At 53.4% G+C, this 21,074-nt stretch carries 20 protein-coding genes; 13 read left to right on the top strand and 7 right to left on the bottom strand.

Features of this window, described 5'->3' with window-relative positions; all coding sequences use genetic code 11:
* Window positions 1-43 precede the first annotated feature (43 nt).
* Entirely contained in the window at window positions 44-1,105 is a 1,062-nt protein-coding gene (locus BCF53_RS09530; RefSeq protein ID WP_132701501.1) for an aldose epimerase family protein, read from the bottom strand.
* A gap of 33 nt (window positions 1,106-1,138) precedes the next feature.
* A complete protein-coding gene (gene yihU, locus BCF53_RS09525) occupies window positions 1,139-2,032 on the bottom strand; it encodes a sulfolactaldehyde 3-reductase (protein ID WP_132701500.1) in 894 nt (297 codons plus the stop codon).
* A 235-nt stretch (window positions 2,033-2,267) separates the two neighbouring features.
* Here yihU and BCF53_RS09520 point away from each other — a divergent pair, with 235 nt between their 5' ends.
* Entirely contained in the window at window positions 2,268-3,155 is an 888-nt protein-coding gene (locus BCF53_RS09520; RefSeq protein WP_132701499.1) for a PfkB family carbohydrate kinase, read from the top strand.
* Window positions 3,156-3,176: 21 nt separating this feature from the next.
* Window positions 3,177-3,935, top strand: a complete 759-nt coding sequence (locus BCF53_RS09515) for a DeoR/GlpR family DNA-binding transcription regulator (RefSeq protein ID WP_207902692.1) — start codon at window positions 3,177-3,179, stop codon at window positions 3,933-3,935.
* A 40-nt stretch (window positions 3,936-3,975) separates the two neighbouring features.
* Here BCF53_RS09515 and BCF53_RS09510 read toward each other — a convergent pair whose 3' ends face one another.
* Together BCF53_RS09510 and BCF53_RS09505 are read right to left on the bottom strand one after the other, a co-directional pair.
* Window positions 3,976-5,709 (bottom strand): bifunctional protein-serine/threonine kinase/phosphatase, encoded by a 1,734-nt coding sequence (locus tag BCF53_RS09510; RefSeq protein WP_132701497.1) that lies wholly within the window; start codon window positions 5,707-5,709, stop codon window positions 3,976-3,978.
* 79 nt (window positions 5,710-5,788) lie between these two features.
* Window positions 5,789-6,631, bottom strand: a complete 843-nt coding sequence (locus BCF53_RS09505) for a formate/nitrite transporter family protein (protein WP_132701496.1) — start codon at window positions 6,629-6,631, stop codon at window positions 5,789-5,791.
* Window positions 6,632-7,254: 623 nt separating this feature from the next.
* Between BCF53_RS09505 and BCF53_RS09500 the strand changes: the two genes are divergently transcribed.
* From BCF53_RS09500 to BCF53_RS09465, 8 genes are all read left to right on the top strand, one after another.
* Window positions 7,255-7,683, top strand: coding sequence for a hypothetical protein (locus BCF53_RS09500; RefSeq protein WP_132701495.1), 429 nt, complete (start codon window positions 7,255-7,257; stop codon window positions 7,681-7,683).
* A gap of 40 nt (window positions 7,684-7,723) precedes the next feature.
* A complete protein-coding gene (locus BCF53_RS09495) occupies window positions 7,724-8,350 on the top strand; it encodes a ZrgA family zinc uptake protein (protein WP_132701494.1) in 627 nt (208 codons plus the stop codon).
* Window positions 8,351-8,456: 106 nt separating this feature from the next.
* Window positions 8,457-9,152, top strand: coding sequence for an ABC transporter ATP-binding protein (locus BCF53_RS09490; protein ID WP_132701493.1), 696 nt, complete (start codon window positions 8,457-8,459; stop codon window positions 9,150-9,152).
* Complete coding sequence (locus tag BCF53_RS09485) at window positions 9,149-10,408, top strand: ABC transporter permease (protein WP_132701492.1); 1,260 nt, start codon at window positions 9,149-9,151, stop codon at window positions 10,406-10,408. Before BCF53_RS09490 ends, BCF53_RS09485 begins: the two co-directional genes overlap by 4 nt.
* A 9-nt stretch (window positions 10,409-10,417) precedes the next feature.
* On the top strand, window positions 10,418-10,963 hold the full coding sequence (locus BCF53_RS09480; protein ID WP_132701491.1) for a DUF3299 domain-containing protein: 546 nt from the start codon (window positions 10,418-10,420) through the stop codon (window positions 10,961-10,963).
* Between the two features lie 340 nt (window positions 10,964-11,303).
* Window positions 11,304-13,871, top strand: a complete 2,568-nt coding sequence (gene nirB / locus BCF53_RS09475) for a nitrite reductase large subunit NirB (RefSeq protein ID WP_132701490.1) — start codon at window positions 11,304-11,306, stop codon at window positions 13,869-13,871.
* Window positions 13,868-14,194, top strand: a complete 327-nt coding sequence (gene nirD, locus BCF53_RS09470; RefSeq protein ID WP_132701489.1) for a nitrite reductase small subunit NirD — start codon at window positions 13,868-13,870, stop codon at window positions 14,192-14,194. Before nirB ends, nirD begins: the two co-directional genes overlap by 4 nt.
* A 115-nt stretch (window positions 14,195-14,309) precedes the next feature.
* The gene (locus tag BCF53_RS09465; RefSeq protein WP_132701488.1) at window positions 14,310-15,164 is read left to right on the top strand and encodes a formate/nitrite transporter family protein; all 855 of its coding nucleotides are present in this window, start codon (window positions 14,310-14,312) and stop codon (window positions 15,162-15,164) included.
* A 66-nt stretch (window positions 15,165-15,230) separates the two neighbouring features.
* On the opposite strand, the gene BCF53_RS09460 is transcribed toward BCF53_RS09465, so the two are convergent.
* Together BCF53_RS09460 and BCF53_RS09455 are read right to left on the bottom strand one after the other, a co-directional pair.
* Window positions 15,231-16,106, bottom strand: coding sequence for a DUF4382 domain-containing protein (locus BCF53_RS09460; protein WP_132701487.1), 876 nt, complete (start codon window positions 16,104-16,106; stop codon window positions 15,231-15,233).
* Between the two features lie 60 nt (window positions 16,107-16,166).
* Entirely contained in the window at window positions 16,167-16,967 is an 801-nt protein-coding gene (locus tag BCF53_RS09455; protein ID WP_132701486.1) for an inositol monophosphatase family protein, read from the bottom strand.
* Between the two features lie 98 nt (window positions 16,968-17,065).
* Here BCF53_RS09455 and BCF53_RS09450 point away from each other — a divergent pair, with 98 nt between their 5' ends.
* From BCF53_RS09450 to BCF53_RS09440, 3 genes are all read left to right on the top strand, one after another.
* Entirely contained in the window at window positions 17,066-17,599 is a 534-nt protein-coding gene (locus BCF53_RS09450; RefSeq protein WP_132701485.1) for a VF530 family protein, read from the top strand.
* A 47-nt stretch (window positions 17,600-17,646) separates the two neighbouring features.
* Complete coding sequence (gene mobB, locus BCF53_RS09445; RefSeq protein WP_132701484.1) at window positions 17,647-18,186, top strand: molybdopterin-guanine dinucleotide biosynthesis protein B; 540 nt, start codon at window positions 17,647-17,649, stop codon at window positions 18,184-18,186.
* Between the two features lie 261 nt (window positions 18,187-18,447).
* Window positions 18,448-20,511, top strand: a complete 2,064-nt coding sequence (locus tag BCF53_RS09440) for a DUF4962 domain-containing protein (RefSeq protein WP_132701483.1) — start codon at window positions 18,448-18,450, stop codon at window positions 20,509-20,511.
* Window positions 20,512-20,591: 80 nt separating this feature from the next.
* Here the strand turns inward: BCF53_RS09440 and BCF53_RS09435 are convergent, their stop codons facing one another.
* Window positions 20,592-21,062 carry an AraC family transcriptional regulator gene (locus BCF53_RS09435; RefSeq protein ID WP_132701482.1) on the bottom strand — a complete coding sequence of 157 codons (471 nt, stop codon included), beginning with the start codon at window positions 21,060-21,062 and terminating at the stop codon, window positions 20,592-20,594.
* Window positions 21,063-21,074 lie beyond the last annotated feature (12 nt).

The following is a 21,074-nucleotide window of genomic DNA, read 5'->3' as shown; positions in this document are numbered from 1 at the left end:
GGTACACAGCCGCTGACGATTGGCCAGCGGCTCGGTTCTTTATTCATCGGGTACGGAAGCGATGAATGGTTTTTTGTTCAAAGACTTCACCCGGGTTCAGCCGGGTTGAAGGGAAATGAGCCTTGTTTGGGCTGTCTGGAAAGTGCTGTGTTTCCAGGCACAGCCCAGAGCAGGACTCGTATTTGTAGCCGCCCTTGCCGACCCAGTTTTTGTTCGAAAGCTTAAAGCCGCTGTAAAACTGAACGCCCGGTTGTGTTGTCAGCACGGTCATTTCACGGCCGGAAACCGGGTCGTACAATTCTGCCGCCAGAGCGTACTCACCCTCTTTATCGCGCTGATGCAGCACGTAGTTGTGGTCGTAGCCCGCCTCGTTAAGCAGGGCTCTGTTATCGCCGATCCGCTGAGCGGTGGTGAAATCGAGACCACTGTTTTTCACGGCCAACAACTCACCGGTCGGGATCATGTTATCCGCCACCGGGGTATAAAGATCGGCATAAATCTTCAGCTCATGGCCTTCAATTGAACCGCTGTTGTGACCCGCCAGGTTGTAGTAGCCATGATTCACCAGGTTGACTACGGTGGGCTTATCGGTGGTCGCTTTAAAATTGAAATGCAGCTGATTGTGCTCATCCAGGCCGATTGAATGCACCACCTGCAGCGTGCCGCCATAGCCCGATTCACCATCCGGCGAAACCCGGCTGAAGTGCACAAAAATCGCGTCGCTGCTGCGTTCAATACTGTACGCCCAAACGTATTTATCGAAGCCCTTGGTGCCGCCGTGTAAGTGCTGGCCGGTTGGAAGTTCGTTGGTTTCCAGCTGAAAGCTTTCACCATCCAGCAGGTATTGACCCTGAGCAATGCGGTTGGCGTAGCGCCCGGCAATGGCACCAAAAAACGGATGGCCGGCCAGGTATTGCGCCAGGCTTTCGTAGCCCAGTACCACATCGGCCAGCTCGCCGTGTTTATCCGGCGTACAGAGGGAAGCGACAATGCAGCCATAGTTGGTGACCGACACCTGCATACCGTTCTGGTTACGCAGTGTCAGTAAATGAACCGGCATTTCCTGCCCTTCCACTTCACCCCAGGGTTCTACTGTTATTTCCACGTTGCTGCTTCCTGTTTTAATGCACCAATAGCGTTACTTGATCTTTGCTTCCAGCCCGGAGGTGACCCGCAGCTGTTCAAACACGGCAGTCCAATCCTGACGGCCTCGGCCGGCTGCGCGGGCAATGCTGTACAGCTCGCGTGATGCAGCACCACAAGGCATTGGCACGTTCACCTGATTGGCCAGGTCGAGCGCAATACCCAAATCTTTGTGCGCCAGATCGAGCATGAACGCCGGTGACAAATCACCCGCCAGCACTTTGCCCGGCCAGGTGGTTTTGAAATGACCGTTGCCGGCCGGCGTGCCGCTCATGACCTTCAGCGCGGTATCGAAATCCAGACCAATGGCTTCAGAAAGCGTTGCGGCCTCGGCAGACAGCGCATTCAGCGCAATGCTCATGTAGTTGTTAATAATCTTCACGCGGATGCCCATACCGGCACCGCCGGCATCCACTGTTTCTGAACCCATGCATTCAAACAGCGGCTGCGCGCGGGCAATCTGTTCTTTGGTACCGCCGGCCAGAATCAACAGCTCGCCTTTAATGGCATGAACTGAGGTACGGCCAACCGGCGCTTCCATCATGTCAAAACCGGCGGCCGTCATATCTTTCACCAGTGCATCGGTTTCGAAGGGGTGGATGGTCGACATATCGATCAGCAGCGATGACGGGCTCATGCTTGAGGTAACACCCTGATCACCAAAAATCACACTGCGGACCAGTGCGCCGTTAGGCAGCATGGTGACAATGAACTCGCTGTCAGATGCAGCTTCTGCCGGTGTAGCAGCTGCGCTTGCACCGGCACTCACCAATGCTTGCACAGCCTCTTTATTGATATCGAATACCTTAACGGAGTGACCACCTTTAATCAGGTTGGCCGCCATTGGGCTACCCATTTGCCCCAAACCGATAAAACCGACAGATGACATAGTCTTTTCCTTTTCTCTGATAATTGGGCGCAAACTGGCTGCGCACTAACGCTAAAGCTTATGTTGACGATGAAATGAATGGTGCTTTTTGTTGTTTTTTGTCCATTTCATGTTGTTTTGCGTATTTATAACACAAATAATGAACAATAAAATACAAAAAATTGAGTTAGATCTATAAAATGAACAGTAAATTTGTGAACATAACCACCACGCATAAACCAATGAGAACAATAATATGACTATCGCCTGCCTCGGAATCACCGTACTCGACAGAATTCAACGCGTTACCAGCCTGCCCACCCGTGGCGGCAAATACGTTGCGACCGATTATTTTGAAGTGGGCGGAGGCCCAGCCGCCACCGCCGCTGCAGCCATTGCCCGATTGGGCCATGCAGTCGATTTCATTGGCCGCGTGGGTAACGACTCGGTCGCCGATAGCCTGCTGACCGAACTGGCGGGCTTTGGCGTCGGTGTCGATCAATGCATTGAAATTGCCGGAGCGAGCTCAGCGTTTTCTGCCGTCATCGTGGATGATGAAGGCGAGCGTATGATCATCAACTACCAGGACAAATCCCTGAGCCGCGATCCATCGCCGCTGCACAACATCGATTTCTCGGGCTACGCTGCCATTCTGTGTGATGTTCGCTGGCCGGAAGGCGCCCGCTACGCGCTGGAAAAAGCCAAAGAACTGGGCATCCCCTCGGTACTCGATGCCGACCTTTCGCCCGACTCAATTGAATCGCTGGTTGCACTGGCCGACCACGTCGCTTTTTCAGAACCGGGGCTTGCTAAATTTACCGGCACAACCGACCCTGAAGCGGGTTTACGACTGGCTCAGCAAAGGACAGAAGGGCGCGTATATGTTACCGTTGGCTCCGAAGGCTGTTACTGGTTGGAAGGCGAAAAACTGCAGCATCAGGCCGGCATGAAGGTTGACGTTGTCGACACCACCGGCGCAGGCGATGTGTTTCACGGAGCACTGACCGTCGCCATTGCAGAAAAGATGCAAACCCGCGAATCCATTCAATTCTCTAATACCGTAGCCGCCATTAAGTGCACCAAACCGGGTGGGCGCGACGGCATTCCAGTTAGAGCAACCGTTAACGCCGAGTTATCAAAATAACATATGAACCAAAGAGTCGTTATGCCAAATCCTCGTCAGGAGAAACTACTGAAGCAGGTCATCGATCAGGGTTACTGCACTGTTGAAGACCTTGCTGAGTCGCTGGACGTTTCTACCCAAACCATCCGCCGGGATATTAAAAAACTGAGCGATGAACGTTTGATTGTTCGCCACCACGGCGGTGCCAGCTCACCGTCGAGCACGGTGAACCTCGACTATGAAATCCGCAAGGTTTCAGAAACCGATGAGAAGAACGCCATTGCTGAACGTATTGCCGATTTAATACCCGATAGCTCCACGGTATTTCTGACCATTGGCACGACGACCGAGATCATTGCCACTCACCTGCTCAAGCGCAACAACCTGCAGGTCATTACCAACTCACTGAGAGTGGCCAATGTGCTGCACGGTAATAAGACGTTCGATGTGCTCATTCCAAGCGGGAAAATACGCGCCAACAATGGCGGCATTATTGGCACCGATGCCGTCGATTTTGTGAATAACTTCCGCTTCGATTATTTAATTACCAGCGCCGGCTCGATTGATGCCGATGGCACGTTGCTGGAATACGATTTAAATGAATCGGCGATTGCCCGCGCTGCAATGAAATCGGCCCGTAACGTTTTTGTTGCGCTCGATTCCACTAAGTACACACCCAAGGGCTCCATCGAGCTTTGCCACATCAGTGAGGCCACGACCTTATTTACCGATGAAAAGCCGCCGCAGGATATTCAGGAAGTATTAAATCAATCCGAGGTTCGGCTGGAAGTTTGTAAGTAAAACGCCACTCGCTTTGGCAGCGCTTAATTTACCTGCTGAGTTAAGCGCTCAACTGCAAACCGGCCAAATACACCACGGCCATCAGCAAGGTGCCGGAAACCAGCTGCCAGAACAACACCGGGTTGCGCTCCAATAACGGCGGCCGGGTTTCATGAATAAATTTCGGATTGGGTTTGCGCAGATCAGCGATAAATTCGGTGATTTCATCATAGCGCTTGAACGGGTCGGGTTGCAGCGCTTTGCGCAGTGTCAAATCAACCCAGACCGGAATGTCGCTGTGTTCATGCAAAACGCTTTTGTACTTCAGTTTGCGCTGCGCCGCGCGGGTTTTGGATTTAGCCACGGCATTGCCATAGGGCAGCCGGCCGGCCAGCATCTGATAGGTCATCACCGCCAGCGAAAACATATCCGATTGAGCGGTGCCATACTCGCCAAGAAAGTATTCCGGTGCCGCGTACTGTACCGTGCCCAAAACCTCTTCGCGACTGACCGGCAGAGACAACTCTTCCAGCCCGGCAACCCAGGTTGAGCCGAAGTCGATGATCTTAACGGTGCCCTCGTTATCGATGAGGATGTTTTCCGGGCGCAGATCCTGATGAATCATCTCCAGCCGGTGAAACGCCTGCAGGCCTTTGGCAATCTGCTCGATAATATTTCGCACCTGTGCCAGGCTCGGTTTCGGATTGTCCTGCATCCACTCGGCCAGCGTTTGCCCTTCAACATACTCGCTCAATGAATAAAAGTAATGGCGCTTACGGTGGCTCAGGTAAGGGCGCAACACATGGGTGTTGTTTATCTTCTTGGCAATCCACTCTTCCAGTAAAAAGCGCTCTAAGGCGGCGTCACTTTCGTGGATTTCCGAAGCGGGAATTTTAAACACCAATGGCTGATCGCGTGCTTCATCTTTGGCCAGGTACACATGGCTGCGCCCGCTGACATGCAACGGCCGAATCATCCGCAAACCGTCAACACAACTGCCCGGCTGCAGTGCCGGTACGAAAGGCAAACGGGCATAAGCCTGCAGCGTTTCACCGGCGCTTTTCAGTGGCAGATCGTCGATACGGACAATCTGCACCGTCAGGTTATCTTCGCTGCCGTTCAGGTAAGCCTGCTCGGCGATCTGTTGTGCCGCAACATTGAGATCTTCGGCGTACTCACGGCAAATTCCGGCCATGGCCTCATCGGTAACCGATTCAAAGATGCCGTCGGTCACCAGTAAAAAGGTGTCGCCTGCTTCCAGCTTCAGGCTTTGGTAATCGAACGACAACCGCGCGTCGATGCCCAGTGCATGTTTCAGGTAGTGCTTGCCTTCCGGTGCCGCGACCCGATGTTCGCGTGTTAAGGCTTCCAGGCGGTTATTGTTGAGCCGATAGATGCGATTGTCGCCGGTATGAAAAATATAGGCGGTCGAAGATTTCACCACCAAAGCAGAAAACGTACAGACATAGCCGGTATCCGGATTGTAGCGATACGGCGTACGCTGATTCTGAGAATACAGCCAGGAATTAATGGCGGATAACACACACTGAGCGGACTTCTTAACGCTCCAGGTTTCCGGTGTGGAAAAGTAATCTTCCAGAAAACCATTCACTGCCGCCTTACTGGCCTGATCACTGACCGAGCTGGTACTGATGCCATCGGCCAGCGCGACAGCGAAGCCTTTTTCAGTTCGCAGTGGCTCTTTCGGTTGCCGCAAGGCGTTAAAATCCTGATTGATTTTTTTGCGGCCCTTGTCACTGTAAGCGCCCGTGCTGATACTCAGTTTTCTCGCCATGTTTTGTACATCCAAAACAAAAAAGAGCCAGGCTGCTTGCAAGAAACAGCCCGGCCCAACTCCAGAAGATTGCTGTTGATTACAACGCGGCTACGGGTTTAGCAGCCTTTTTGCCGGCTTTGCGCGCTTTACTGGTGCGCACATGCGTCAGGTACAGCGGCATTCCCACCAACAGGAAACCACCAAACAGGTTACCCAGCGCCGTTGGAATTTCGTTCCACAGGAAGTAATCGCCAACGGTGAAGTCACCACCCATAATCATAGAGAACGGGAACAGGAACATGTTCACAATTGAGTGCTCAAATGCCATGTAGAAGAACAGCATGATCGGCATCCACATCGCCGCCATTTTGCTGCCGGCCGATGTTGAAATCATCGCACCCACCACACCCATCGATACCATCCAGTTACACAACATACCGCGAATAAAAATCGTGAACCAACCGGCTAAGCCGTGTTCTTTGTAACCCAGCGTACGCGATTCACCAATGGTGCTCACCTTGGCCGCAACGGCACCGCCATCGGTGTTGTAGCCGTAAGTCAGAATAAACGAAGCAAAAAACGCTACCATCAGCGCACCGGCAAAGTTACCCAAAAACACCAGGCCCCAGTTGCGTAGCAATGAGCTCATATCGCAGCCCGGTCGCTTATCAATCACCGCCAGTGGCACCAACGTAAACACACCGGTCAGCAGATCAAACTTCATCAGGTACAGCATAATAAAGCCGACCGGGAACAGCACCGCACCCAACAGTGCATTGCCGGTATTGGTAATCACGGTAATGGCGAAAAACGCCGCCAGGGCGAGAATGGCACCGGCCATAAACGCACGAATGAAGGTATCTTTGGTGGACATGAAAATTTTCTGTTCACCGGCATCCACCATCTTGGTGACAAATTCTTTCGGTTCTAAATAAGCCATATTCATTTCCTTTTAATCAGCACAAAACGACCCACCAATATCAGGCATTGGTAGGCAGTCTCAGCTCGGGTTTTGAAAAAGTTAGGGTGCTCCTGAACAATGAACGGCGTTGTTCAACAGACTTTAGTTTTGAGGGGTATTCAGATTATTTGCCGCCTTCGTTAGCGGCCGGTTTGAAAAACTGCGGCAGCCGGTCAGATCGTTTTTTGCGTTTGCCCGGCTGCAGTTCCGAAAACAATATAGCAACGGCAGTGCCAAAAAAGTGAATTCCTTTTTGTATCCGGCCTTTAGCGTCACTGAGCAATTTCAGGCGCCGGCTTTAGTGAAAAATAACGCACCAAAAAATACAAAAAAATAAAATCGGCGCGCCATATTTGATCAATTAAATCGGTCTTTTTAAATGCATCAATTGTTAATCAGTCGAGTAAAAAAATTCATTTCCTGCAGCGCTTTAAATGGCAAACAGCTTACGTTAAAACCCGAACCGTGTGCCGGTGAAGCGTTTGCTCTGCGATGATCGCTGTCACAGCCGATAAGGGCAGTCTTGGCTCGCCGCCCGGAACGCCACGAGCAGGCAGGTTGTAAATTCGTTGCACTGGGCCTAAAGGCGCCTTGACCGCCCAATGATACAATGTATCATTCCGTACGACTTACTGCCCGGTCCCTTTATTGTGCGCTTTCACCGTTCCTACATTGCTGCCCTGTGCGCGCTGCTCGTTTACAGCGCCAGCTTTCTGCTGGTGCATAAACTTGAGCACCTGCCTGAGGCAGAAGCCCACAGCCTTGAAGATCACGCACACCTTCACATCAGCGAACTCAACATGGAGAGCGTTGATGAAGATACACACTACCGGTACTGTTCAATTTGCTCGGCACAGGCTTTTACCGCACTGACTCAGGCCAGCGATCCACTGCCGGTCAGGGCCTATCGCGCGGAAGAGAATTACAGCCTGGCAGACCCTGAGTTTATCTTTGTTTATGCCTCGCGGATTTACGCCCGTGCCCCGCCTGCCATTCTGATACCTCCGTCGACAACCCATTTATTAACCTAACGAACATCCAATTATTAGACTTTGAATCAGGTATTTAGAAATGAAAAAACTCTCTCTGACAGCCGCCATCGCGCTCACTCTATGCACCGCAGCACAGGCAGAAACCGAACGCCAGCACGGCGCACACGAGCACGGCGCTGCCAAGCTATTGATTGCCCAGGAAGGCGAACACGTTGAAGTAATTCTGGAAACGCCGGCCTATAACGTCATTGGCTTTGAGCACATGCCTTCTACCGATGAGCAGCTCGAAGTTGCGCACCATGCCCGCCACGAGCTCTCTGAAGAAGGCCTGAAACTGGTTCAGCTGAGCAAAAGCGCCAAGTGCGAACTTGAAGCGGTGGAGATTGAATCTGAAATTATGGATTATGTGCGCGCGCATTTTCACGATGAAGAGCACGGGCATGAGCACGAAGAACATGGTGACCACGAAGCCCATGCAGACCACGAGGATCATGACGATCATGATCATGATCACGAGGGCTCTGTTCACTCCGAGATTCATGTTCACTGGGCGTTCCACTGTGATAACGTCGCCAAGCTGAAGGATGTCGATGTAAAGCTGTTTGAAGCCTTCCCTAACTTTGCCGATATTGATGTGGAATACCTCGTCGGCGATAGCAGCGGAATGGCCGAGGCTAACCCTAAGCAAACGAAGGTGAAGTTCTAAGCGTCGGCACAACGCCTTCGTCAAAGGCCTGCTTTTCTCATCCGGGCAGAGCAGCGCCTTACGACTAACTGACTGAACTCAACGCAAAACCAAGATCAGGCAACTCATGACAGCAATCAGCATTGAATCTCTGATCCACACCTGGCCCGGCCAAAGCCATGCCACACTGGATATCAAAGAACTGAACATTAACGCAGGCGATACCTTCTTTATTCACGGCGCCAGCGGCAGCGGCAAAAGCACGCTGCTGAACATTCTGGCCGGCGTGCTGAGCATTCAGAGCGGTAAGCTGGAAGTGCTGGGCCAGAACTTCGCCACCATGAGCCACGCCCAGCGAGATAAGTTCCGTGCCGATAACATCGGTTACATCTTCCAACAGTTTAATCTGCTGCCCTACCTGACGGTGATGGAAAACGTCACCCTGCCCTGCCATGCCTCGAAGCAACGTGAGCGCAACGCGATTGAGCAGTACGGCTCGGTTGAGGAAGCCGCCCACTACGGTCTGACCAGCCTGAACATCCCCAAAGCGCTGTTTCATACCTCGGTCATGCGGCTTTCTGTGGGTCAGCAACAACGTGTGGCCGCGGCGCGCGCGCTGATCGGCAACCCGTCTATCATCATCGCCGATGAACCGACCTCGGCGCTGGATCACGACAACATTCAAAACTTCATGGAAACACTGAAGCAAAAGTGCAGCGAAATTAATTCCACGCTGGTCTTCGTCAGCCACGACCGCACACTGGCGGAATTCTTCGGGCAAAGCATGACCCTGCCATCGCGTTTACAGGAGGCCGAACAATGATTTTATTCCGCCTGACCCTGAAGAGCCTGGCCAACCGCAAGGCCACGGTACTGATGACGCTCGCCATGCTGGTAATGAGTAACGTCCTGCTGCTGACCGTCGACCGGCTGCGGCTGGATACCCGCGCCAGCTTTGCCAATACCGTTTCCGGTACCGATCTGATTATCGGCGCGCGCACCGGCAGCCTGAACCTGCTGCTCTATTCTGTATTTCACCTCGGTAACGCCACCAACAACATCAGCTGGCAAAGTTATCAGGAACTGATTGCCCAAAAAGAAATCGACTGGGCCATTCCCATTTCGCTCGGTGACTCGCACCGCGGTTACCGCGTGGTCGGTACCGATACCACGATGTTTACGCACTACCGTTACGGCAAAAAACAGAACCTGGCCTTTGCCGATGGCGAAGCCTTCGATGGCGTTTTTGATGTAGTCCTCGGTGCCGAGGTGGCAAAAAGCCTGGGCTACAAGGTTGGCGATGAAATTGTGGTGGCGCACGGCGTGGGTAAAACCTCCTTTACCGAACACGGCGATAAGCCCTTTACCGTGACCGGCATCTTAAAAGCCACCGGCACCCCAATTGATAAAAGCCTGTTTGTCTCACTGGAAGCCATCACCGCCATTCATGTCGACTGGATCAACGGTGTGAAACTGCCGGGCGTGAAAATCAGTGCCGAGCAGGCACTGACCATGGATCTGCAACCGGACAGCATCACCGCCGCGATGATCGGCCTGAAATCACGCATGCAGATTTTCACATTCCAGCGCTTGGTAAATAATTATCGGGCCGAGCCGCTCACTGCTATTATCCCCGGCACGGCACTGGCGGGCCTGTGGCAGCTGATCGGTCTGGCAGAAAACGCACTGATCGCAGTTTCGGTGATTGTGGCCATTACGGCGCTGCTCGGTATGACCACCGTAATCCTCACCAGCCTGAATGAACGTCAACGCGAAATGGCGGTCTTACGGGCCATTGGCCTGAGCTCTTCCAAGGTGGCGGCGCTGTTGGTGATGGAATCCGGCTTTTATGGTGTGGTATCGGTGATTGCCGGTTACCTGCTGCATGCGCTCTCGATACTGGCGCTGGCGCCCATCGTGCAAGAGCAGTTTGGCATTAACCTGAGCCTTTCCGTACCGTCACTGGCATTATCCCTGACGCTTGGGGGCTTTTTGCTGGCAACCTTTTTATTAGGTTTAATACCGGGTATTGCCGCCTATAAACGATCTCTGGCGGATGGCTTAATTATCCGCAGATAAGGAACCACGATGCGAAAAATTGCTTTACTGAATTATTTATTGGCCGCTTTTGTCTGCCTCTCGGTCAACACAGTGGTCGCGGCAGAACCCAATTATCAGGAACTCACCTGGGATGACCTGATGCCGCTCGATTTCGACCCCAATACCATGTACAACGAGCTCGACTTTTCGTCTTACAACATCGAAAACATGACCGATGACGATCCGGAAACTCAGCGCCTGTATGCCGACCTGATGGACATTAACCGTCGCGCGCCCATGGTTGATACTCTGGAAGGTGTTTACGCCAAACTGCCGGGCTTTATCGTGCCGCTGGAAATGGATGGCGATAAGGTCACCAGCTTCTTTCTGGTGCCTTACTTCGGTGCCTGTATTCATACACCGCCGCCGTCACCCAACCAGATGGTGTACGTTGAAACGCAGGGCATAAAACTGAAAAGCATCGACGAACCGGTTTGGGTGCGTGGACGCATGCTGGTTGAAACGGTTGATAACGAAGTCGGTATGGCCGGTTACACCATGTACACTAATCTGGTAGACAGCTACTACGATTGATGAACCCATAACCGTTCAGGTGCCGGTAAAAAAACGGGCACCTGCACGGCCCGCTGAAATTCTTCGGCAAAAAAACAAAGCTAATAAATACTACTTTTTTAATCACGACTCCGTAAAATAACCCCTACTTTTAAAGGGTTTTCTGAAACTCTTCTGCCGCCCACAAAGCACGCACCTTTCACTGTTCACACATCGAAAAACCAGAGAATTTCTTAGAATACCTCTGAAGAGGTATTGACAGAAATCTCTGTAAATCAATTGATTTCCATCAGAAAAACCTGCCTTTGTATAAATAACATACCGCTCAAACTCGACTTAAAACTACCGGAAAATTAAAAGAATGAACCGCAAAAGCAGACTTGTCATTATTGGTAATGGCATGGTCGGGCATCGCTTTATCGAGGAGTTGGTGGAACGATCCAACCCGCAGGAAACAGACGTCACTGTCTTCTGCGAAGAACCTCGTGTTGCGTACGACCGTGTGCACCTGTCCTCTTACTTTTCGCATCACACCGCGGATGAATTATCGCTGGTTAAAGAAGGCTTCTATCAGAAGCACAACATTAAGGTGTTGATTGGTGAGCGTGCGATTAACATCAATCGTCAGAACAAAATTGTTTATTCCAGCAGTGGTCGCGAAGTAGCTTACGATAAGCTGATTTTGGCGACTGGCTCTTACCCGTGGGTACCGCCGATTAAAGGCAATGAAAATTCCGATTGCTTCGTGTACCGCACCATCGAAGATTTAAAAGCCATTGAAGCAACCGCTAAAAACAGTCAGCGCGGTGCGGTGGTTGGTGGCGGCCTGTTGGGTCTGGAAGCGGCCGGCGCACTGAAAGCGCTCGGCGTTGAAACCCATGTGGTTGAATTTGCACCGGTACTGATGGCAGAGCAGCTCGATCAGCAGGGCGGCCAGCAACTGCGCAAAAAAATTGAGCGTATGGGTGTTCAGGTTCACACCAGCAAAAACACACTGGAAATTTTAGCGCAGGGCACCCACGCCCGTAACACCATGAAGTTTGCAGACGACACCGACCTGGAAGTTGATTTCATTGTTTTCTCCACCGGCATTCGGCCTCAGGACAAACTGGCGAAACAGGCAGAGCTTGCCATTGCCCCTCGCGGTGGCATTGCCATTAACGATCACTGCCAAACGTCCGATGAAAATATTTACGCCATTGGTGAGTGTGCTTCGTGGAATCAAAGCTTCTTCGGACTGGTCGCACCGGGTTACAAGATGGCCCAGATCGCCGTCGGTCATTTACTGGGTGAAACAAAACACTTTGAAGGCGCAGACATGAGCGCCAAGCTGAAACTGCTGGGTGTTAATGTGGGCAGCATCGGCGATGCCAATGGCCGCACACCCGACTGTAAGAGCTACGTTTATCTGAACGAAGACGAAGAGGTTTACAAGCGCTTAATCGTCTCCAAAGACGGAAAAAAATTATTGGGCGCGGTCCTGGTGGGCGACACCTCTGACTACGGCAACCTGCTGCAATTAAAACTGAACGACATCGATCTGCCGGAAAAACCCGACACACTAATTCTGCCCGCACATGCCGGTGCTGAAAAACCGGCGCTCGGTGCCGATGCGCTGCCGGAAAGTGCCGTCATCTGTTCCTGCTTCGATGTCACCAAAGGCAAGATTGCTCAGGCCGTGGCCGCTGGCAATCACACCCTTGCCGATGTCAAAGCAGCGACCAACGCCGGTACCGGTTGCGGTGGTTGCATCCCGCTGGTGACCGATGTTCTGAAAGCCGAACTGGCCAAGGCCGGGGTGGAAGTGAACAACCACCTGTGCGAACACTTCGAGTATTCGCGTCAGGAGCTGTTCCACCTGATCCGCATTGAAGGCATTCAGAGTTTTGACGCGCTGATCGAAAAATACGGCAAGGGTTACGGCTGTGAAGTCTGTAAGCCGGCAGTCGGCTCTATTCTGGCTTCGTGCTGGGGGGATCACATTCTGAAACCTTCACTGGTCAGCCTGCACGACACCAACGATAACTTCCTCGGCAATATGCAGAAGGACGGTACCTACTCGGTGATTCCGCGTATGGCCGGCGGTGAAGTCACACCTCAGGCACTGGCCGCATTGGCGGGCGTGGCTGAAGAGTATGGCCTCTATACCAAGGTCACCGGCGCACAGCGCATTGGCCTGTTTGGCGCACAAAAAGACGATTTACCGGACATCTGGCGCAAGCTGATCTCCGCCGGCTTCGAAACCGGTCAGGCTTATGCCAAAGCGCTGCGCATGGCGAAAACCTGTGTCGGTAAAACCTGGTGCCGTTATGGCGTGCAAGACAGTGTCGGCCTGGGCGTGGATATTGAAAACCGCTACAAAGGCATTCGTACACCCCACAAGATGAAGTTCGGGGTTTCCGGTTGTACCCGTGAATGCGCCGAAGCGCAGGGCAAAGACCTGGGCATCATCGCCACCGACGCCGGCTGGAACATGTATGTCTGCGGTAACGGCGGCATGAAGCCGCGCCATGCCGATCTGCTGGCATCCGATCTGGATTACGACACTCTGATTAAATACATCGACCGGTTCATGATGTTCTACATCCGTACCGCCGATAAACTTCAGCGCACCTCGGTGTGGCTGGAAAACCTGGAAGGCGGTATCGATTACCTGCGCGAGGTTGTGGTCAACGATAAACTGGGCATCAACGATCAACTGGAAGCCGATGTGCAAAAGCTGATCGATGCTTACCGCTGTGAATGGCAGGAAACCCTCAACGATGAAGCCCAGCTGAAACGCTTCAAACACTTCATCAACTCCGATGAGCGCGACAGCAATGTGGTGTTCGTAACCGAACGCGATCAGGTTCGCCCGGCAACGTTTTCTGAAAAATACCCGGAGCTGGCCGGCGACATCATCTGTACCACCGCGGAGGAAACCGTATGAGCACCTGGATAAAAATCTGTGCCCTGGAAGACATCGTTCCCGGTACCGGCGTTTGTGCGCTGCTCAACGGTGAACAGGTGGCGGTGTTCCGCCCGCGTGCCAACGCTGAAGTGTTTGCCATCAGCAACTGCGACCCTTTTGCCAAATCCAACGTGCTCTCGCGCGGCCTGATTGCCGAGCACAAGGATGAACTTTGGGTGGCCAGCCCGCTGAAGAAGCAGCGCTTTAACCTGCGCGATGGTCGCTGTATGGAAGACGAAGCCTTTTCTGTTCGCGCCTATGCAGCGCGCGTCAGTGATGGACAGGTAGAGCTTCAGGCCTAACAGCACGACGCAAATCCCAAAACTAATTATAAAAATTTTCGGCAGCCCTGAACGGGGCTGCTGCAGTATCCCTTTACGCTTAAAAACTTTTTAACTTTGAAATGAGGACATAACAATGTCGGATCCAAAACCAGCTGAGTTTGTACAAACCATGATTGATGTGGGCGAAACCAAGGTGAATACCAGCAGCCGCGATTTGCTGCTGCGCGGCACCATGGCGGGCGTTATTCTTTCACTCGCGGTGGTGGTTGCCATCACCACCATCGTGCAAACCGGCATGGGCGTCGTCGGCGCGCTGGTGTTCCCGGTGGGCTTTTGTATTTTAAGCCTGATGGGCTACGACCTGGTGACCGGTGTGTTTGGCATGGCACCACTGGCCAAATTTGAAAACCGTCCGGGTGTTACCTGGGGCCGCGTTCTGCGCTGCTGGGGCTTGGTCGGTTTGGGTAACCTGATCGGCTCACTGGTTGTCGCCTTCCTGGTGGCACTATCGCTGAGCAACAACTTCACCATCGAGCCAAACGCCGTGGCAGCAAAAATCATTGCCGTTTCCACCGGCCGCTCAGCCGGCTTTGAAGCCATGGGCTTTGATGGCTGGATGACCTGCTTTGTGCGTGCCGTCTTCTGTAACCTGATGGTGTGCCTGGGCGTAGTCGGCAACATGACCGCACGCACCGTCGCCGGTAAAATTCTGGCCATGTGGCTGCCAATATTTATCTTCTTTGCGCTGGTGTTTGAGCACACCGTGGTCAACATGTTCCTGTTCCCGCTGGGCATCATGCTGGGCGCAGACTTCGGTATTGCAACCTGGCTGAACTACAACCTGATCCCAACCATTCTTGGCAACATCGTCGGCGGCCTGTTCTTAACGACCCTGCCGCTGTACCTGACGCATGCCAAAACTGCCCCGTCGCTGAGCGCCCGCAACGCTGAAGCGACTCCGGCGCAGCAGGAAGTCAGCGCTGCCTGATCGCTTACGCGCAACAAAAAAAGGGCGTCTGAGCAGAACTCAGGCGCCCTTTTTCACTTCACTGGCTTAGAGATTAAAATCGGCCAACACCGTTTCGCCGTTAATCACCGTCACATTTGCCGACTGCCCTTCAATAAAGTTCAGCTCATCATCGGCTTCCGGGTCATCCTCCGGGTCGCAGGCCAAATGCAGGGTGTAAGCACCGGCACTCAGGAACCCCAGCTGGTAGTCGTAGTCACCGGTTTCATTAACCGCCCAGGCGATCAGTTCCGGGTCGGTTTCTTCAGCAAAGATATCATCCGCTTCGGTGTCGCTGCCGGCAAAGGCATAGACCGCAATCTGCGTGCATTCATTGGCGCTATAGATGTTGCCATCCACGCTACCGGCGATGTGACCTGCTTCCGCGTTATCCACCAGCCGCATGGCAGGCTTCAGCTTATAGCCGGATGCACTGTGCACCAGCGCCTTGTTGAGGTCGATATCTACGGTGAAGTCAGCACTGCCATTAGCCGGCACGGTAAAGCCGGAGACCAGCTTTAAATCGCCCGAAGGAATGGTCAGCTCATGCACCGAACCATCGTCCAGTTCAACATAGGTATCCATAGTACCCTCGGTCACCGAATGCAGACGCAGCCACTGGTACTCACCGGCGGTCACCTCCCAGTCTTCAATAAAGGCTTCGGCACTGTCTCCAGTCAGCGTCAGCAGGTCGATCTGCTTTGGCATGGGTTCACCAAACTCGTCGGTAAAGGTGTAGGTCAGCTGACCGTCGGGCCCTTTCAGGGTAATGGCCGAGGCCGTGAGGTAAACGGCAACGGCATTGGTGACCGCGCCATCGGTCATCTGCAGTGACAGATAGCCGGTTTCAGTCTGTGACGAATCATCGGTATTACAGGCGCTCAGGGCGACGATACAAGCCGCTGTCGCGATAAAGCCTTTCATAGGGTGGACTCCGGTCAAACAGGTTACCAGTAATTATAGTTCGCCCCGGCCTCGCTTCTGTTAGGAATTGTCAGCAGCCAGCAGCAGCGCCTTTAAACCATCGAATACCGCAGGCGTGGCCACGACAATATCGGCACTGTATATCTGCGGGTTTTCCGCAGGCGGTACCGGGTAAAGATGCCCGAAGCTGGCACCGGCTTCGCGGGCAATCAAACTGGCGGCGGCAGCATCCCACGGCTGTACGCTTTCGTAATAGGCATCCAACCGGCCACAGGCCACCCAGCAGATATCCAGCGCGGCAGAGCCAATGCGGCGGATATCCGCGCAGTTCTTCAGCACCGCGGTGGCGCGTTTCATCAGCTGATCAATGGTTTCTTTTTGATACGGAAAACCGGTGGCGACCAGTGCCCGTCTCAGCACCTGCTTACCGGAAACGCCAATCTTGTCGCCGTTCAGAAAAGCACCGCGGCCGGCCATGGCGGTAAAGGTTTCCTGCGCGAAGGGGTTATGCACCACCGCCACCTTGCAGTCGCCTTTGTAGAAATAGGCAATCGACACCGCAACCTGAGCATGACCGTGTGCGTAGTTGACCGTGCCATCGATCGGATCGATGATCCACAGGTGCTCGCAATCGGTACTGGCCTCGGGAGCCAGCTCTTCGGAGAGAATATCGTGCTGCGGAAACGCCTTCTGAATACCGCTGCTGATGAGCTTATCGGCGGCGACATCCGCCTGGGTGACCAGCTCGGTATCGTCATGCTTGAAATCGATCTTCAGTTTCGAACGTAAACCGGAAATCTCCTGCCCGGCCTGCTGGCCAAGCAGCAGCGCCAGATCCATCATCGGTTGATAGGGGTTCATACTTCATCCTTCATGCGTTAGATGGCGCTATGATAACGCAGATAGTTTATCAACAACCTGCTAGAATGCTTGCCACAAAATACCACCAGTGACCCCCCATGACAGAACAGTACGAAAACAACCCACTCCACGGCCTTAAGCTGGAAACCCTGATCACCGAGCTGGTCGACTTTTACGGCTACGAAATTCTGGGCGAAGCACTGAACTTCAAATGCTTTCAGCTGAACCCTTCCATTAAGGGCAGCATGAAGTTCCTGAAAAAGACCGAGTGGGCGCGCGAGAAGATCGAAGCTTTTTACCTGTACAAGTTCAAAAACCTGCCGCGTCCGGATAACACCCAATATGCCCTGCCACCGCGTGACCGAATTATCCCGGAGCATCAGAAGCCGCGTGAACCGGTTACCTTCACACTGGAAGAGCTGAAAGAAGCCAACGAACGCAAGCGCAAGCAGGCCGCGGATCGCCCGCACAACAAACCCGCGCACCGACGCGGCAATGACCGCCCGAGCCACTCCGCCAATACCCGAGAGCGCCCGGCACGCAAGCCCGCGCGTGAGTCAAGCAGCAGCGAAGACAGCTTCGACCCCTGGGCACAGGCGCGGAAAAACCTCCAGGACAAAAAAGAACACTGAAACAAACCGCACGCCCCCGGCGGCACACCCCAGGGCCTGTTAACACGATGAATGACCAGAACCCTCAACCCTGGCCAGCCCCGATACTGGGCATGGCCGGCTTTAGCGGCAGCGGCAAAACCACCCTGCTGTGCAAGCTGATACCGCTGTTGACCGAGCGCGGCATTCGGGTCGCCGTGGTTAAACACAGCCACCACACCATGGAACTCGATAAGCCCGGAAAGGACAGTCATCGCCTGCGCGAAAGCGGCGCCAGCCAGATGCTGCTGGCCTCGCCCAATCAGGTGGCGTTGTTCTTACCGCAGCCAGACAGCGACAATCTCAGCGCCCAGCTGCGCCTGCTCGACTGGGCCAACCTCGATTGCGTTCTGGTAGAAGGCTACCGTCACAGCGCAATACCTAAACTGGAAATCCATCGCCCCGCCACCGGCAAGCCGCTGTTGTGTGAAACGGATGAAAACATCATCGCCGTCGCCTGTGATGAACCGCTGCAACGCTGCCCGCGCGAACAATGGCCGCTGAACGATGCCGGTGAAGTCGCCGAACGGGTTATTCAGTTTTTGTTTCCGCAGCAGGCAGGCCGCTAAAAGCAGCTTCGCCGGCCTGTGGCATTTGACAAGCGTTCAAATTCCTCCAGAATTAGGCGCCATAAAAACCAAGCCGGTCACCAGACATAACTAAAAATAATGCACCCGGCTTTAGGAATGGATTCCAGAACTCGCTTTACTCTCAGCTCGACAGAAGCCGGCACAGCCCGCTTCAACCGATGGCAATTGTTTGCCTGTTTACATTCAAGCAACGAAATCACCTGACTCCGTCCTACAGGCGATTCCTCGTGGGAGTTCACAATGAATTACTTGCTTATCGATGATCAACTCGAAGCATTAAAAGCAGAACTGACAACAACGCGCAAAGAACACTTCATCCGGCTGATTGAACAATGCCGGCTGTACGAAGGCGAAAAACTTTCCAAAGAGCACCCGCCTACCAGCATTACCTACATGGGCATGGCGGCGGCCAATTTAAGCCTGGCTTACCTGCTCACCGAGCAACCGCACTACCTGGAAGAAGCCAAACGCTGGATCTTCACCGCGGTCGGTTACGACGTTTGGGGCTATGGCTTTCTGGTCGATGTTGACCTCAGTGCCTCGTGGCTACTGTACGGTTTAGGGCTTTCATACGACTGGATCAAAGACTTCCTGAGCGAAGAAGAACGCAAACTGTTTTTGGATAAACTGGCGCTGCAGGGCAACAAAATTTTCAACTACGGCCAGGAAAACCTGGGCCACTGCTGGTCAACCAACTACTGGCAGAACCACAACTGGATCAACTACGCCGGCCTGCTCACGACCGCCTGCGCCATCCGCAGCGAATACCCGGGTGCAGAAACCTGGATTGCCGAAATCAAAGACAACTTCGATAAAGTGTTTGATTACATGCCCGAAGACGGCTCCAACTACGAAGGCACCGTGTACTGGCGCTACGCCATGAACTCGTTCCTGACGGCGGCCGATTTAATCCGCAAAGACGGCGGCAGCAATCACTTTGAATCGCCGTTTTTAAAGAACACCTTCGCCTACCGCCTGTACCAGTGCGCGCCCAACTGGGAAGAAAACATCAACTTCGCCGACGCTCACGATAAGCGCAGCTCGCATTCCATTGCCGCCTATTACAAGATCGCCACGGAATACAACGATGGCTGCGCCCAGTGGCTGGCCGAAAAGGTACGTACCGAGTTTCTATTCCGCGAGCAGTATCAGAGCAAGATTTTCCCCGGCATTCTGCCCGAGGCCTTCCTGGAGCTGATCTGGTACAACCCGGCGGTTGAACAGAAATCTCCGGAAGCTCTGCCACTCAACGCCTACTTTGAAGACTTAGGCCTGGTGGTCATGCGTTCCGGCTGGGATACCGGCGCTACGCACCTGTCGTTTAAAACCAGCCCGCCGGGCGGCCATAAGCAGTGGCAGCACAGCTGGGCGCTGGATAAAAAGAACGGCTGGTTCACCCGCAGCCTGACCCACTACCATGTCGACTTCAACAGCTTTGTCCTGGTGCACAATGGCGCTTATCTGGCCATTGATGAAGGCTACAACCGAACCTCCAAAGCCGAGATTCACAACGTGGTTACCGTCGACGGTACCGGTTGTGTCGGTGAAAAAATCTGGGAGACCCACAGCCTGGCGGACCCGGAACTGTTCGACCTGAACTGCAAGGGTATTTTCAATGTCTGGCGGGATGTGCCGGAAGAAGCCACAGCCGAGATTGAAGCCTACGTCAATGACGGCGGCTACACCTACGCCGTGGGTGAAGCCAGCAAGATGTACTATCCGGAAATGCAGCTCAACCGTGCTGCCCGTCATATCATCAGCAGCGAATGCGGTTACTTTATCGTGCTCGATGAGCTGGAAAGTACGCTGGAGCACACCTACACCTGGCGCATTCATTCAGAAAAATTCGCCAACGAAGTGAGTGAGAACCAGTTTGAAATCGTCAACGGTAACGGTGCATTGAATATCTTCCCGGTATCGCCGGCGGCGCGAAGCTCGAAGATTGAAGAAACACTGGTGGAAGAGATCATGACACCGCAACGGCCAGATGATATTCGTCGCATCAGCCTGAAAACCCTGTTGGTTGAAAACGCGACGCCAGCGCAGAACATCTGCTTCCTGAACGTGTTGCAACCGAAGGATGCCATCGGTAGCACAGCCACGGCCGATATCAGCGTCAACGCGATTGATATCGACGGCTGCATTGGCGCCGAAATCTGCTCGAAAGATTTCACTGAAACCTTTATTTATTCACGCGAGGGCAACATTCAGTTTGATGGCGAAAGCTTCGCTGCCAACTGGGTTTCAATCGTGAAGGATAAAAACGGTAACAGAGTTAAATCGACCCACTACGCACGTAAGTAGCGCCCACAAAAAATGCCGGCCGGGTCAAACCCGCCGGCATGTGTTTGCAAAGCGAGTGGTTCATGCGGAAAATTCGGTCACTAAGGCTGAATTGGCAGGTAGACATCGGTGATCATGTCGTCTTCTTTGATATCGGGGCCGACATTCACATAGTGAAAAAACACCGGGAAATCCGCCAGCGTTTCACCGCTTTGCGGCAACCATTTTTCCATCAAGAACTTAGCGGTTGATACATTGGTGCGCGAACCCAGGTGCCGCGCCATGGCACAGCGCAGCGCCGGTATCACCTTATTGATCACGCCAAAATCATTTTCCGGCACATCCTGCTGCACCGAAACCGCGAGGTCTACGCGGTAAGCCTGAGGCGCAACATGGAAGGGGTCGTTATAGTGAATGCCGTAGCTGCGGTGAACAGCAGAAGGCGGCATCTGGTTGGCCTTGCGCCACTGCACCAGCTTTAACACCGACTGATGCTCCAGCGCCGGTGAGCCACGATGCTCAATAACGGCTATTTTGGTTTCCGGGAACTCTACGATCTGAACTCTATCCATGGGTAAAACGCC

The organism is Reinekea marinisedimentorum, assembly GCF_004341165.1.
Lineage (GTDB): Bacteria > Pseudomonadota > Gammaproteobacteria > Pseudomonadales > Natronospirillaceae > Reinekea > Reinekea marinisedimentorum.
Note: the sequence above shows the minus strand (reverse complement) of the source record. Positions and strands in the feature narration are given on the sequence as shown.

Bases quoted from the DNA above. Each gene is read 5' to 3' on its own strand.
- yihU (WP_132701500.1), bottom strand. From the start codon at position 2,032: ATGTCATCTGTCGGTTTTATCGGTTTGGGGCAAATGGGTAGCCCAATG.
- BCF53_RS09520 (WP_132701499.1), top strand. From the start codon at position 2,268: ATGACTATCGCCTGCCTCGGAATCACCGTACTCGACAGAATTCAACGC.
- BCF53_RS09515 (WP_207902692.1), top strand. From the start codon at position 3,177: ATGCCAAATCCTCGTCAGGAGAAACTACTGAAGCAGGTCATCGATCAG.
- BCF53_RS09510 (WP_132701497.1), bottom strand. From the start codon at position 5,709: ATGGCGAGAAAACTGAGTATCAGCACGGGCGCTTACAGTGACAAGGGC.
- BCF53_RS09505 (WP_132701496.1), bottom strand. From the start codon at position 6,631: ATGGCTTATTTAGAACCGAAAGAATTTGTCACCAAGATGGTGGATGCC.
- BCF53_RS09500 (WP_132701495.1), top strand. From the start codon at position 7,255: ATGATACAATGTATCATTCCGTACGACTTACTGCCCGGTCCCTTTATT.
- BCF53_RS09495 (WP_132701494.1), top strand. From the start codon at position 7,724: ATGAAAAAACTCTCTCTGACAGCCGCCATCGCGCTCACTCTATGCACC.
- BCF53_RS09490 (WP_132701493.1), top strand. From the start codon at position 8,457: ATGACAGCAATCAGCATTGAATCTCTGATCCACACCTGGCCCGGCCAA.
- BCF53_RS09485 (WP_132701492.1), top strand. From the start codon at position 9,149: ATGATTTTATTCCGCCTGACCCTGAAGAGCCTGGCCAACCGCAAGGCC.
- BCF53_RS09480 (WP_132701491.1), top strand. From the start codon at position 10,418: ATGCGAAAAATTGCTTTACTGAATTATTTATTGGCCGCTTTTGTCTGC.
- nirB (WP_132701490.1), top strand. From the start codon at position 11,304: ATGAACCGCAAAAGCAGACTTGTCATTATTGGTAATGGCATGGTCGGG.
- nirD (WP_132701489.1), top strand. From the start codon at position 13,868: ATGAGCACCTGGATAAAAATCTGTGCCCTGGAAGACATCGTTCCCGGT.
- BCF53_RS09465 (WP_132701488.1), top strand. From the start codon at position 14,310: ATGTCGGATCCAAAACCAGCTGAGTTTGTACAAACCATGATTGATGTG.
- BCF53_RS09460 (WP_132701487.1), bottom strand. From the start codon at position 16,106: ATGAAAGGCTTTATCGCGACAGCGGCTTGTATCGTCGCCCTGAGCGCC.
- BCF53_RS09455 (WP_132701486.1), bottom strand. From the start codon at position 16,967: ATGAACCCCTATCAACCGATGATGGATCTGGCGCTGCTGCTTGGCCAG.
- BCF53_RS09450 (WP_132701485.1), top strand. From the start codon at position 17,066: ATGACAGAACAGTACGAAAACAACCCACTCCACGGCCTTAAGCTGGAA.
- mobB (WP_132701484.1), top strand. From the start codon at position 17,647: ATGAATGACCAGAACCCTCAACCCTGGCCAGCCCCGATACTGGGCATG.
- BCF53_RS09440 (WP_132701483.1), top strand. From the start codon at position 18,448: ATGAATTACTTGCTTATCGATGATCAACTCGAAGCATTAAAAGCAGAA.
- BCF53_RS09435 (WP_132701482.1), bottom strand. From the start codon at position 21,062: ATGGATAGAGTTCAGATCGTAGAGTTCCCGGAAACCAAAATAGCCGTT.